At 46.8% G+C, this 14,951-nt stretch carries 8 protein-coding genes; 5 read left to right on the top strand and 3 right to left on the bottom strand.

The features are described from left to right. Positions 1 to 314: 314 nt before the first annotated feature. Entirely contained in the window at positions 315 to 749 is a 435-nt protein-coding gene (locus ACHA8N_RS17130; protein WP_147510301.1) for a sigma factor, read from the top strand. Continuing rightward, complete coding sequence (locus tag ACHA8N_RS17125) at positions 746 to 1,585, top strand: tyrosine-type recombinase/integrase (RefSeq protein ID WP_393966436.1); 840 nt, start codon at positions 746 to 748, stop codon at positions 1,583 to 1,585. Before ACHA8N_RS17130 ends, ACHA8N_RS17125 begins: the two co-directional genes overlap by 4 nt. Here the strand turns inward: ACHA8N_RS17125 and ACHA8N_RS17120 are convergent. Together ACHA8N_RS17120 and ACHA8N_RS17115 are read right to left on the bottom strand one after the other, a co-directional pair. Next, positions 1,563 to 2,381, bottom strand: coding sequence for a tyrosine-type recombinase/integrase (locus ACHA8N_RS17120; RefSeq protein ID WP_393966435.1), 819 nt, complete (start codon positions 2,379 to 2,381; stop codon positions 1,563 to 1,565). The genes ACHA8N_RS17125 and ACHA8N_RS17120 overlap by 23 nt on opposite strands. A 77-nt stretch (positions 2,382 to 2,458) precedes the next feature. Next, positions 2,459 to 3,220 (bottom strand): tyrosine-protein phosphatase, encoded by a 762-nt coding sequence (locus tag ACHA8N_RS17115; protein ID WP_393966434.1) that lies wholly within the window; start codon positions 3,218 to 3,220, stop codon positions 2,459 to 2,461. A gap of 111 nt (positions 3,221 to 3,331) precedes the next feature. Here ACHA8N_RS17115 and ACHA8N_RS17110 point away from each other — a divergent pair, with 111 nt between their 5' ends. From ACHA8N_RS17110 to ACHA8N_RS17100, 3 genes are all read left to right on the top strand, one after another. After that, positions 3,332 to 4,456 carry a hypothetical protein gene (locus ACHA8N_RS17110; protein ID WP_393966433.1) on the top strand — a complete coding sequence of 375 codons (1,125 nt, stop codon included), beginning with the start codon at positions 3,332 to 3,334 and terminating at the stop codon, positions 4,454 to 4,456. 398 nt (positions 4,457 to 4,854) lie between these two features. Next, positions 4,855 to 7,764 (top strand): immunoglobulin-like domain-containing protein, encoded by a 2,910-nt coding sequence (locus tag ACHA8N_RS17105; RefSeq protein WP_393966432.1) that lies wholly within the window; start codon positions 4,855 to 4,857, stop codon positions 7,762 to 7,764. Positions 7,765 to 7,979: 215 nt separating this feature from the next. Further along, a complete protein-coding gene (locus ACHA8N_RS17100; protein ID WP_393966431.1) occupies positions 7,980 to 8,864 on the top strand; it encodes a hypothetical protein in 885 nt (294 codons plus the stop codon). Positions 8,865 to 10,103: 1,239 nt separating this feature from the next. On the opposite strand, the gene ACHA8N_RS17095 is transcribed toward ACHA8N_RS17100, so the two are convergent. Further along, positions 10,104 to 14,789 carry a right-handed parallel beta-helix repeat-containing protein gene (locus ACHA8N_RS17095; protein WP_393966430.1) on the bottom strand — a complete coding sequence of 1,562 codons (4,686 nt, stop codon included), beginning with the start codon at positions 14,787 to 14,789 and terminating at the stop codon, positions 10,104 to 10,106. Between the last annotated feature and the right edge of the window lie 162 nt (positions 14,790 to 14,951).

The raw sequence follows: 14,951 nt of genomic DNA, 5'->3' as shown, positions 1-14,951 counted from the left end.
GAGGCGAAGCAATCATTTTTTTACTAAAATTACCTTGCATGATGCATTAACAATTTCGTCAATTCCTACATTTTGTTCCGAACATTCGCTAGGATAAGTAGAGTTATCCTCTGTCTTCAAATCGTCTTTTTTGAATCATGCCAACGGTTTTCTTAACTTTTAAATGACCATTCCCCGCTCTTTTAATGATTTCATAGGCGACAGGTTCTGAAAAACCGCCAGTTTTCGTCACTGCCTTCAGGATAACTCTACTTATACTGAAACTACCGCGGAATACATCAGATATGCATATCTACAGAATGGAACTCTCTCCCATGAATGAAGCCCTCAACCAATGGATGCCCCTCGTCAACTCGCTGCTCTCCCGTCTCTCGATCCATCCGAATGAACAGGATGAATGCCGTCAGGCGGCGTTACTCCGGCTTTGGAAATCAATCGAAGAAGGAAAGGTCATGACCGTCACGTTTGCCCGGATTCGTGCGAAAGGAGCGATGCTTGATTACTTGGCGACGCGCAACCGGACCCTAGCCGGTGAAGTCGCTGTCGAGACACTGCCGGAATTACCGCGTCAGCAGACCTTCTCCTTCCCGTATCTCCTCGCCCAGCTCAAAGAAGAACTCTCCGCCAAAGAGTTCGCCATGATTGAAGCCCTGCTCCACGGAACGGAAGATACGCTCGGTTATTCCGCCGCCCGCTTGCGCTCCCTAAAGTCAGAACTCAAACGGAAAGTGCAGGCGATCCTCCTATGATGACGTTTTATCTCGAACGTCTTCTCGCGATCATCGAACAGTCCCCGAGTTACAGCCCATTGACAAAAAAGGCCTATCGCGCCGATGTCCGTCATTTCTGCCGGTACGCTTCCGCGATCGACCTCCCGTCCATTTATAGGTATCTCCACCTGTTAAAGCAGACCTATGCCCCGACGACGATCGCCCGGCGAATCCATGCGCTGGCCACGTTGTGCGATGCACTCGTCGCAGAACGCGCGCTCCCGAAAAATCCGTTTCTCCAGATCAAAAAGCCGGCACGCCCTCTCCCGAAACACCGTTCCCCCTTTAACTATACGGAAGCCCGTCGTGTCATCGAGACACTGCAGGACGAAACACTCTACACCTTCTATTTTCTGCTCCTCCATACCGGTCTTCGTTTTAACGAAGCCCGCCAGCTCTACAGGAACGACCTTGATTTGACGGAACGGCAACTGTTTGTCCGGCACGGCAAGGGACAAAAAACACGGTATGTGCCGTTACACGATGAACTGATTCGTGTCCTGACGCGTCACCTTGAAGACGGGACTCCAAGCGACTACCTGTTCGTCAACGATAACGGTCGTCTGCTTGATCCGAACCGGACCCGCCGACAACTCCGGCTCGCAAGCGAATCACTGATTGGTCGCGTGATTCGTCCGCACGATCTGCGGGTGACGTTCGCGACGACGTTGTACCGGGAACATCAGGCGGATCTCTTGACCGTCATGCGTCTGCTTGGTCACAGTGACGCGAAGACGACACAGCACTACATCCTCCCCTCAACAGAAGTCGCCCGGTCGTCGATCAACCGGCTCACGCTGACAACGCATCAATGATTTGCCGGAGTTCCGTCTCTTGACTGAGGATATACCCTTCCGTCGTACTGGAATGGCTGTGCCCGAGTACCCGCTGAATCTCGAGTAACTTACGACCTGCCGTCTGATAGAGGTACGTCGCGAACGAAAAACGTAAGTCATGCGGATGCAACGGTCGTCCGCCCGTCACGAGAGACTGCTTGCGTAATGTATCCCGCGCCTGCTGTTCGTTGATGGCTCGACCGCGGACGGACCGGAAAACAAGACCGGTCGTCCGTCCCGCTAAAAATGCTTGCAGTTTGATCATTAGTCCGGCACCGAGCTGAACCGTCCGTAACCGGCGTCCTTTTCCGTGGCGGACGAGTAATGTCGCGGCACCCAACTGAAGATCTTCGATCGACAACAAACGGGCCTCCATGAAGCGGAGGCCCGTTTGACTGATTAATTCAAAAAACAGACGATAGGTCGGATGCGCGATGCGACGAATCGTCTGAATGGTGTCTTCGAGCGGATGATGGATGCGTTGTGGTACGTGCTGATGCACGATCGCCCGCACGGTTTTCATCGGATTTTTCTGCAATCGTCCCGCCCGGACGAGTTCATTTCCGAGCGCCGTCAACGCATGATACCTTCGCATCGCCGTCGCCGGCTGGCAGCGGCTGATCAAGTCGTCAAAATAGGCTTGAAGCGGCTTCGTCGACCACTCGACGGAACCGGTCTTCATCTGCCGTAAATCACTGCGGTACGCTTTGATCGTGCGGGGGCTGTACGTCGTATGCGTCAGTAAATACTGTTCCAAATAGTCGTAGTGGGTCATGCGAAACGCCTCCTCTAGATGATGTACTAGAGAAATTCCCCGCTTCGATTCGTTTGAACCCCGACACCTCGTTTGTCTTACGCCCACTGCCCTTTCCAGTTTTTCTTCAACGGTCGCAACGGAATGATCGCGAGCGGGCGGTTGAGCAGGACACATTCGGCATTGTGATACAGATCGGTCACACGTGATTCATCCAGCTCATGCAGGAGTTGTTGCTGGCAGTTTTTCCAGCGGAACGGTCGCCGTGTCGCATGATGGGCATCGGAAGCGACGAGCTGGGCGTATCCGTTTTTCAGCAGCGCGAGCGCAAATTGCCGGACGTCTTTTCCGTGATCACCGGTAATGCCCGCACAGGAGACTTGGGCAAATGCCCCGGCTTTAATCCAGTCCGCCAAGCGATCCGGCTGTTCCCGCAACGTTTTTTTCTGCTCGACATTGGACAAAATCGGACGGTAGCCTTCGCGGATCATCGCCTCGATCCAGTCCGACAACTCGAGTGAGTCATCGTCCGGCACGTCAATCAGCACGTATTGTGAATTCGCGAGCGTCTGAAACCCACCGTTGTCGATGTCGAGCACCATGTCTTCATCAAACAGAATCTCGTGACCGGTATAAACGGTCAACGGAATGTCCCGTTGCTGAAGCAGTACGTTGAATTCCGCCACGATCAAACCGACTTGAGCCGGTGTCGTATGAAAATCCGGCGGAGACAGATGCGGCGTCGCGATCAGATGCCGTATTCCTTCCGCCGTCGCTTGCCGTGCCAGCAGCAAGGATTGTTCGACGCTTGCCGGACCGTCATCGACGAGCGGCAACAGGTGACAATGCAGGTCAACCATAAGAGCATTCCTCTCTTTCATGTATGTATGTTTTTGACAAAGATTGAAGCATTCCCTCACTTTTTTGATTATAATGTAAGACGACACGGACCAGACAGGAGGGATTGCGCCATGCACCGTTCATTAAAAGCACTCCAATTTTATACGTCGCACTCGGAAGAACAGATCAGCCGATTGCACGAAAGAATCCGGTCCAGCCTTTCGACCACTGAATCCTTAACGGAAACGATGATCCGTCTGACGGGTTCTCCGCCGATTGTCTCGTTTAAACAGGATCATGTGACGACGGATGACTGGACGGCTTTTCTTGCCGGAACGCATCACGAGAGTCTGGCTGACTTTTATGGCATGCTCGTCGCCCGACCGATTCTTGAAGAAACCGGCACGGAAGAGGAAGAAGAGATTCCAGTCCTCGCCTACTCCAGACGAGCCGACGCATCCAAACGCCGGAACCATTCCGAGACGCGTTCACCTGCATCCCGTCTCGTCATTCCGTGGCGGTGGCTCGCGTTGCTGATGTCTTGTTTCCTGCTCGGAGCAGGTGCCACGTATCTCTACTTCCACTATATCGCACCGGATACGTCCTTGAAAACAGAGGCGACGCTCGAAACCCCTGACGCGCTGGAACAAAAGGACATGTCCGGCACGGAGGATGCGGAAGAATCCGGCGTCTTATACATCAAGCCGCGCAGCAGCACGATCTACAAGGATCGTGCCTTGACCACTCCGCTGTATGAAACGGATTTTGGCGACGGTTATCTGATTCTGCAAGCAAAAAAGGACGTCACCCGGATTGCCGTGACGGAAGAACTCGCCGGATATGTTTCGACAAAAGAGACGATCCAGCGATTAAAAACCGATCCGGTCGCGGATGAAGCACTGCTCGCGTGGATCAAAGATACGTTAAACGTCTCCTTCACGGATGATGTGACCGCGCTCTTTGGAGTAAAGGAAGCTGAACTACTGCGTCTTTACGGAGCACCTGCCCGGACAGCATCCGATCCGGTCAACACGTACCTGTTTTATGAGACCCACTATTTCACTGTCCGACAAGAACAAGTCGTCGCCATCGATTGGCTGTCGACCGACGTCTCCAACGACGCACTCCGTAAACTCGCTCCGCTTCAATACGAGTCTGCTTCGTCCGGTCTCGTCACGAGTAACTCGTACCGGATTCAACGCTTCGAGACCTCAACCGGCCGCAGTCAGATCCGGCTCGCCGAGCAGCTCTTTTAGAAGTTAACCACATCCTTTTCCTTTACATCATCGGTTGTATCCGATGCAAGGGAAAAGGATGTTTTTGTACATACCTCCTCCTTTTAAACCGGGCTGAATTTCCTAAAAACCAGTATGTCATCCACTTGAAACATAGGACAAAAACACTATCCTTTGAAACTTTATAAATATAAAAAATACAATGAGCAGTATTTGAATTTCATCTTTAAAATCGTGTCTTATCAATGGTTGATCCCCTCTGCCCTTTTGAAGATATAAACCATATACTTATTTGTATAATTATGTTAAAAATATTACATATTTTACGATTAAAAAGGGTAAAATTTACTTATACACCTGAGATGCACGTTCATCCATGCACACTGCAGTCTATTTGTTTAGAGGAGGTTGTTGTATTGATGAAAAAAGGATTTGCCCTCTTAATCAGTCTCTTTCTCGTTCTGTCCTATGCCTTGACTCCGCTTGGTGCTTCCGCATCTTCCTGGAAAAGCGTCAAGACAGTCCATCCGCCGAAATCCGTCATTCACTACGGTGGTGTGAAGTATGCGAATAAGAAACTGATGTATCCGAAAACCGTCACTGTCAAACTGTCGAACGGTCAATCTGCACACCGTTCCGTCAAATGGAGTAAAGTCAGCTTCGACAAAAAGAAGCTCGGCTACAAACAAAAAATTACCGGTGATGTCTCCGGCACATCGAAACACGCCTATTGGTACGTCACCGTCAAGAACTATCCCGTCAAGTTCACGGCCCCTAAACTGATGACGGTCGGTAAGAACCAATCCGTCAGTTTACCGAAGCAACTTTCCGTCACGCTAGCAGATGGAAAACGCACCGCTTATCCACTCAAATGGAGTAAGGTTTCGACGGCTTCCCTCGGTCAAAAGAAACTCACGTACTCGGCTTCCGCGACAAACGTCGTCTTGTCCGGATCAGCGAAGCTGACTGTATCGGATGTCGTCCAGTCCGGTCAAAAATATGCCATCATTGCAGACGGCAAAAAAATTCAAGCGACCGGGAAAATCCTCTATCCGGCAAAAGGAATGAACCATTATCTCGTCATCGTCAATAAAAGTACCGGTAAATCCATGAAGGTGCATTTCAAGCTCGACAAAAACGGATCGTATTCCGTCATAAGCGGTGAACTCGCTCCCGGCTCGTACTCGGTTTATATCCTGTCCGGTTCGAAAAAATCAAAAGCCGTCACCATTACGATCAAAAAACCGGTGACCGAGCCGACGGATGAACAAAAACGTCAGCTGCTTAAAGAACTGTTGCTCGTCATCCAAGTCTCAAATCCTCTTTTAAGTGACATTAACCTTCCGAAAGTCGACGGCGTATCGTTTGAGATTGATTCGAACAACGCGGCTGTCTCAAGTAAAGGAATGGTCACACGCGGCATGAACGATCAAGTCGTCTCGTTCACGATCAACGCGATGCTCGACGGCGTCAAAGAAGGACGCTCGTTCAGCAACATCCTCGTCCCGCGTCAATCGTTATCAGACGAAGCCTTGATTGACTTCACGCTGCAAAATTTCAACATCACGAGTCCGCTGACAATGGATATCATCCTGCCGACTGCGGATGGCATCAGCTTCTCACTCGTCTCATCCAATGAAGCGGTCGTCTCGAGTAAAGGGATCGTCAAACGGGGACTCGAAGACCAGCGCGTCGACTTGACGCTTCGGGCCGTAAAAGGAAACATCGTCAAAACGAAAAGTTTCCCGGACATCCTCGTCCCGAAAGTGGCAAATGCAAACGAGCTGATCCTGCAGGATTACCTCGATAAACTTGATATCAAAAGTCCGGTCCTAAAAAATATCGTCCTGCCTCCACTCAGCGGGGCAACCGTTTCCCTCACATCGCTTAAACCAAGCATCATCTCGGAAACAGGACTCGTCACACGCGGATTGACGGATCAAACCGTCTCACTCGTCGTCACGGTCTCGAAAGACGGTATCTCGAAATCACGTGATTTCTGGAATCTCGTCGTTCCGAAACGTGATGACGCGACTGACATGCTGCTTCAAGACTACCTCGATGGTCTCAGCATCGGCAATCCGTTGACGAAAGACCTTGCTTTGACGCCTCCGGACGGCGCGACACTCTCAATCTCGTCGTCTGACAGCGCAGTCGTCTCAAGCGCCGGGAAAGTCACGCGTGGACTCACCGATAAAACGGTCTCGATCACGATTTCTGTCTCAAAAGACGGTGTCACGAAATCGAGAGTCTTCTCGAACATCAAAATTCCTAAGCTCGACAATGCGACCGACATGCTGCTTCAAGACTATCTCGATGGTCTCAGCATAGACAATCCGTTGACGAAAGATCTTGCTTTGACGCCACCGGATGGCGCAACACTCTCGATCTCGGCGTCTGACAGCGCAGTCGTCTCAAGCGCCGGGAAAGTCACGCGTGGACTCACCGATAAAACGGTCTCGATCACAATTTCTGTCTCAAAAGACGGTGTCACGAAATCGAGAGTCTTCTCGAATATTAAGATTCCACTTAGCGAATCGGCCGAACTTGATGCGGCACTAAACGCAATCAACCTCGGTTCTCTGTTGAACTTAACCGGAAATATCACCTTGCCAATAATCTCGAATGGGATTTCGGTTCAATGGAGTTCCAATAAACCGGATGTCATCTCGAACACCGGTGTTGTCAAAGGATCACTCGCTTTACAAACGTTTATCTTGACTGCCACAGTCAGTAAAAATGGAATGACGAAAACGAAAGACTTCAACGGTTCTGTTTCTGCTGATTTAGGTCTGCCATTTAAAGAAGACCTCACGAAAATCAAGTCTACCGTCGGAACGCTTCATCTCATTTCTGACTTGAATTTACCGTCGACACTGAATGGTTCAGCTATTACCTGGACGTCGGGTAATACGTCTCTGCTCGGAAATAACGGTAAAATTCTGTCGCGCAACCAATCCACACCTTTTACTTTAACGGCGCAAACCGCAGGTACGACTGAGACATTAAACGTGTCCATTCAAAATCCTTCCGGTGATTTGTTGAGCAACTTGCTTGATTTACTCGGGAATGTATTAAATCCGGTAGTCACCAGCCTAACGGGTGGTCAAACGTCTGCTACGCTTCCAAAAGAGTATGGGGGACTGCTCTTCCTTGGTAAAAAAGACATCACGAATTGGACGTCTTCCCATCCGGATCTCGTTACGATTCAAGGGTATAATGTCACCGTACAACCGGATGAACGTGAACATTTGGTCGTGCTCTACGCCAAATATGAAGACATTACAAATCCTGTTCCGGTCCTTGTCAAAATCCCTGCTAAAAAATAAGAACAACTCCAAATCAAAAAATGAAGCCAGTCGAGTCTCTAGCTGATCATATGCTGGAGACTCGGCTTTTTTAACTTCTTTCCCTTCTCTTTTTTTAAACCGAACTGCATGAGCGTTATCGATCAATTTTCAAAAAGCCATTCCCTTGAATTCAAATAATTGGAAATAACTGTGAGGTTGGATTGATATACTACAGAAAAAAGGAGGAATCATCGATGAAAAAGAGTATCACGTGGACAGCTCTGCTCACACTCGGTCTCAGTACAACGGTTTATTTGTCGCCCGTTCAGGCAGCTCCTGAATTTTCTGTTGAGTCAAAGAATATTCATACGCGAACGGAAGTCTTGAAAGGAAAAGCACCTGCCGGATCGATTATCGTCTTACAGGCGGATGACACAGAGGAAGAAGACATTCAGGAAGTGGCACATACGAAAGCAAAAGCGGACGGCACGTACGCACTTGAAGTGCCGGAAGAAGCCTTCATTGGGGAAGATTACTATGACTTCCACGAGACGGATAATGAGGATGACTATGATGAAGATTACGAGGAAGAACAGTCGATTCCGAACTACTTCCTTGAAGTCGTCAGTGTCGATGATTATACCGGAGACGACGATGGCATGGATGATGACTGGGGTGCCTACAACGCTCATGCCAGCTCGTACGGCGATGATGATGGGGACGATGGCGGCGATGAGAGAGATGAACCGGGTGAGGATGAAGATGAGCCCGGCGAGGACGATGGTGATAGCGACGACGGGTCAACAGATCCTGTCTCCTATGACATTGATCCAATCGATCTGACAGTCCGGACTTTTGTTCCGAAATCGGCTGTCGTCGATACGAAGACGATGACACGCGCTACACGCACGGTCACAGGAAAAGTGGAAAATAAAGATGTGACGGTCGAGGCCTATGTCTATCATAAATCGAGCAAGGAATGGAAACAGCTCGGAAAAGCCAAACCACGCAGCAACGGCTCGTACAAAATGACCATCAACAAGAAACTGTACAAAAAAGACGCCAGTATCGCGTTTTATGTTGTAGGCAATCGCGATGCCGACGGCTATAGTAAACCTGTTAAGCGAAAATACAAATAATCCATACATTGACGATGGTTCGACACATTCATGTGGAGCCGTCGTCTTTTTGATCGCCTCTCTATCTAGAATCAAGTAGATTTGAATACGTCTTTTGTTCGAATAAGCGCCAACTGTTCAACTTCACCAAAAAATCATTTCCATAATAAGTTAATTTTCGGCTTATTCATTTTTTTGAAATCGATTACAATAAATGTATGACTTTACCTTAAGCGTTCAAGTCACGACCAATCAACACATCTTAAAAAAAGGAGGAAAAACAAATGAGACGCTTTTTACCATCCCTCGCCGTCATCATCTTCAGCATCCTTGTCTTCATTCTCCCCCATTATTGATCGTCAGTCGAAACCTACATATGAACTACTTCAAGAATCAACCCTTATAGACAAAAAAGAGTCCATCGGATGGCTGATGGACTTTTTATTATATTCAAACGGGATAACTTACGTAGATTTTTCGCCAATTTCTTTCCTAACGTAAGGTAATAGCAGCCATTTTGATACATCATGCATCCAAATAAGATAGGGAAGTACTTCAAACCGATATCGATTAACACACGCTTCTTTCTTCTACATCTCAACAAGCGTACTGATAAATTCCATATACGAACGTCAAATCACAAAACGACTATCGACGCATGACCGTATCGGAAAAGACGGCACTTTTTTGAATGCAGGATGATCTTTTTTCGAATAGCGAGCAAGGGATTTCATATGCATCGGGAATGTCAGGAAATACGTTCGATTCAAAGGTACACTCACTTCTAGAACGAAGAACAATGCTAACAACGACTAAACGGCTTGACCCCGTTATACTACAGAGCTCAAGCCGTTTAACAGTTTTTTATTATTTGTCCGGTCTACTTGACAGGGGAGCAGTTCAATTCGTATGGTCTGTTTCTCGTTTATTAAATTCAGTCAAACATACTCACATTTTTAAACGATTTCGGGTGAAATCATTTAGAAAGTAGGAGATGAATCATCTGCGAACAAGATGTCCAATTCTTTGAAAACTGAAAACGTTGGGTTGTGACAGAAATAACTTCTAGCACGTAAAATCTTCAACGTTCACCTTGCAGATGACCGGAGTAGCGAAAACCAAGGTAGAGTAGGCATCTGCCTAGAAGAACGGATAAGATCAACTTTTTGACCGTCGGGACGACAGGGTTAACCTGAAGCGTTTGTCGAATAACCTCAGAATTCCTTCACCTCTAAGAATAGCTGGGCGTGATTCACCTTGTCACTCCATTCGATTCGTCCAGTAGCTGAATGGTTTATCTCCATTTACTATTTGACCGTACTTAAATCCATCTGCAATAACGACAACATTCTCGTTTGTCTCAGCAAAATCTTCCGAGACGATTTGACCTTCTTCCTTTAGCTCACCTGATCGGAACGTCAAGTGTGCCGGATCATCGGAATCCGAACCGCTTCCAAGAGCTACGTTGATGCCGTACCACTTGTTACCAGACGTGTTCACTTCGTCCGCTTGTACTGTCGAGCGGTTGACGATGATGCCCGCTTCTAGATTATTACGACTCGTCACGTTTTTCAGCACGACGTTACCCGAACGATAGATATTGATACCGCTACCGTACGAATTTTCTACCGTCAAATCGTGTAGTGTAACTAAACCTTCTACCTGTTCGATTGTCAGAAGATGCTTCGCCACCCCCTGTGTATCCGAAAAATTCTTCGCTGGGAGAAGCCGGGCATCGTTTTCCCCCTTTAATTCGATGCCTTTCTTAATTAGAATTTGCTTTGTTAGTATTTGTTCTCCATTGACAAGAACCACTTCGTCCGCTGCAGCTGCATCGATAGCCTGTTGCAAGGACGGATACCGGACGATACCTGTTTTGTGTTCGACATATGTTCCAGGTAGGCGCGATGCAGTGATTTTCGTCCAGTAAATTATATCCGTCGTCGCAATTCGATTTTCAATGTATTGTGCCGTTTTATCCGTAACTTCGACAGCCGCAACATCTTTTGGACTAGCAAAGATTGCATACGCTTCTTCAAGGTTTCCTTTCAACAACTCGAATCGTGAGAGCTCCTTGACACCACTCCCTGGTGCGACACCAACACCGTACCACCCATTACCGGATGTATCAAATCCATCTCCTCTTACAGTCGATCCATTGACAATCAAACCAGCACCTACGTTATCTCGGCTTGTTACATCTTTTAACGAAACATTAGATGAACGGTAAACATTTAGTCCATTTCGCATCGAATGACTGATGTCTAAGCTTTGAAGGATGACTTTCTCGTCTTTCGCATCAATTGTAATCAAATTCTGATCGTTTTTGTCGTCTCCCTGCTTGAAGTTTCTCCCCGGAACGATTGACGCACGTCCTGCTGCCGCCTTCAGTACAAGCCCGTGGCTGATTACGATTTGTTCCGTCGCTTCCTGTTTTCCAGCAATCCAAATCGTATCACCTGAATCTGTCGCTTCGACTGCAGCATTGATTGTCGAAAAGCGTTCCAACATTTCGGGATCTGTGCCGTTTTTTTGAAGATAAACGCCATCTTTTAATGAATTAACATAAGAAAATTTAGTACCATCATGAACTTGTCGGAAACGATGGGTCTCTGGATCAAACTCAATTTCAACTTGACCGGCACGAAGCCCTCCATCCGAGTGAATAGCATATTCCTCACGAAGACTTCCATCCTGTAGAACAAACTTCGCAAGGGTTGTCACGCCGGTTCCTTGGTCAACATTGACCCCATACCATCCATTTCCTGACGTATACAATCGATTTGCCGTAACGGTCGATCCGTTGACAATCAGTCCTGCCGCCGTATTATCCTTCAACGTAACATCCTTTAACGACACCTTCGACGATCGATAGACTTGAAGACCCGATCGAAGTGCTTTCGATATTTCTAGATCTTCAATCTCGACCATTCCGTTAACGTTCTCTATCGAAACAAGATTCTTCGAAGGATTATAATCCTTCCCGTTACCATCTTTCGTTACTTTGAAGTTTGCTGCCGGCACAAACTTGCCGTTTCGCTCACCTTTGATTCGGAGCGGATGATCGATGATCAATTGCTCCTTGAGGGCGATTATTCCATTGATAAGAAGCGTATCATTTTCTTTCGCTGCAGCGACGGCTGCCTGCGGGGTTTCATATTGTTTCGTTCCGCCCTCTCCAATTACATAGACACCACCTAAGCGTTCATTATGTGTCGTCCAATACTTTTTCGTCGTCTTTTCGATTACATGTTCTTTGTAATATGATGGCAGTGTCACATGGACTGACGAATTTGCGACATCTGATACGACTTCATATTCTTCTTCAAGTGTTCCTGAAAGAAGAGTGAAGCGTGATGGTTCCGTAACATTCTTTCCAGAATCAACATTGACGCCATACCAAACATTATTAGAAGTATGAAGGCCCTTTGCCGAGACGGTCGATCCGTTGACAATCAGTCCTGCCGCCGCATTGTGAAAACTTTTGATGTCTTTTAGTATCACATCTGTTGAACGATACGCTTGAATCCCTGTTGCATGTGAGTGTTGAACAGTGATTCCGTTTAACTTCACAGGTTCTTTAACATCATTGATCGAAACAAGATTATCCGTCGGGCGATTTCCTGTTTTAACAAACTTCTCACTCGGTGTAATCACCGCACCTGAACCGTCAATCGTGATGCCTTTCGTGATTATTAACTGTTCGTTCAGTGCGTAGACACCGTCTTCAAGGTTCAAATGAGTGCCGCTCGGCAAATGTGCGAGAATTGGTGTCAATTCTTTTGCACTTGCTGAAGACAGCAAGACATTAACATTTTGAGCTTCAATGTTTGCTCCACTCATATTTTTTATTGGATAATAATCACGCTCTTGTTCAGTCGAACTCCCTGCATAATTAAGTTCGATGTTTGTTAAATGCAACTTCAAGTTCGAGCTTGCGCCACCTGTCGTAATCCGTCCTTTGTTTATCTTTGTATTTTCGATGATTGCTGTCGTCTTTTTTTCACCAGTATTAAAATAAACACTACCTGCGAATGCTGCATTGAATGCATCCATATCGCCAACTTTTGTATTAGGTGTGATTGTTGCATTCTTGAGGGTAAAACCACCACCAATGACTTCGATGATTTTGTTGACGTCGACTTTCGGCATGAGCGTCAGACCATCCAGTGTAACATCATCAGCCATGACCGTGATTAAATTTTGTGTCGACCAATTTCCGTTTTTGCTGTAGGTATCTCCGTAGAATGTCGTCCCTTCTTCCCCGATGATTCGTAAACCACTTTGGATAATCGGGAAGTAATATCCCGTCTGTCCCCCATAAGAAATCGTTGTGTTCGGACGAAGCCCATAATGTCCACTTTGAATGAGCCACAGTTCATCCTCCAATGTCTGTCCGGATTTCTCCGTACTTGATTTTTGCGTTTCAATTGCTTGCGCCAACTCAGTATCTGAACCGATGACACGATCAGCATGATAAAGCCCCATCATATCCTCGCCTAACTTATGGACTGTATGGCGCGCAACATCGAGTTCATGTGCCCAAGTTAATGTTTTCGAAAAAATAAGTCCTACTTCTCTCTCAGATATCTTCCATGTGACATCTTTTGTATCGATTATCCCATCACCAGTAATGTGTAATGCCTGATTCTCGGATCGGACTGTACCTGCCAGTGTCAACTTGACTCCCTTGTCGACGCGGAAAGACTTGCCTGATTGAAGGTTCTTTCCGTCAATTGTTGCATCTTGGGTAATCTTGAATTCACGGTTACTCTCACCCGCGAGGTAAGCATCAAGACGTTGCCCAAAGCTTTGCTCCACTGTCCCTCCTCCCCCTTCACTTGGTGGTGTGACTGGTGGCGTGACTGGTGGGTCTACAGGCGGTTTTGCAGGTGAGATGATTTTCGATTCGTCGACCTTGATTTCATCGACGGCTGTTGCACCCATGTCGATTTTCCCTGTGTTATTGGTCGTTTCTTCAATCTTCGTAATGTGGCCTAAATCAATCTTTATATCTGATGAAGAATCTAACATGACGTGTTCGACTTCCGCTGTTCCTTTAACAGTGACGTCCGCACCTCCGGTTTGAATCATCAAAGCTGTCGTTGGTGTGTTCAAAATGATTTCTTTTGCATTCCCGGCGAGGACAAGATTTTTTATGAGGTTCCCGCCTCCTATTTGAAGAGATGCTAATGCCATCAACTCATTAATTACTGCCGTCTTTCCAAGCTGAACACTTGTCTGTCCAGTCGTCGTTAATTTGAGAACTGAAGCATCCAGTTGAATCATCCCACCGCTTATATCAAGGACATCAATCGGATTTATCGATACAACATGTGCAGATTTCGACAACTGTACATGATTGGTATCCGTTCCTTTTCCAAAAGTGAGATTTGTATTATTTCCTGTAACTGTCACGCGATTAACGTGACCTGCTACATCCACTCGGAGATTGGCATTTGTCGTCGATGTCGATAGTTGATTGACGGTCGCTTTTCCTGATATGTTTAAATTTTTTGATTGAGAAATCAATGTATCTACGGTTCCATTAACGTCAACCTGATTTGTGCCGCTTTCGATAACAACACGTGACAGCTTAATGCCCCGATCAATTTTTAAAGAAGCATTCGCCGACAAATCAACAGATTTAATATTTGTTTTTGCAGCGAATGTGGCGATAACGCCTGTTTGTTTTAATTGAAGCATAGGTGCTGCTGTTTTCTCCATGATCAGAACAGGTTTTGGAATAGCAGCAAATGCTGAGGCTTTTGTACTTGTTGACTCGTAACGAATTTTTTCCTTGATTTGTACGTTCGATAAATGGACAAGTGTTTTCGCCCGCGAGGATATCGTGAGATCATCACTCTTGAAATCACGAATTGTTATGTAGTCAGCATTGACGCGAATTCGTTTGACGAGACTACCGCTTTCACCGTCAAAAATCATGTTTTTTTCATGTTTTAAAGCTGATTTTGACTTTTTTCCACTAGTATTCAATTCAAGCAATACTAGACTATTGATTTTTCCGTTCACATCATAACTAAAGGAAAGTCGACTGTTCTTAAGAACAGATTTATTTTTCTGAAAAAGTGCAGCCTGCTCTTTTGA

It is taken from the genome of Exiguobacterium sp. S22-S28 (assembly GCF_043359615.1).
In the GTDB taxonomy this organism is placed as follows: Bacteria; Bacillota; Bacilli; order Exiguobacteriales; family Exiguobacteriaceae; genus Exiguobacterium_A.
This window is presented reverse-complemented; position numbering and strand designations above follow the sequence as displayed.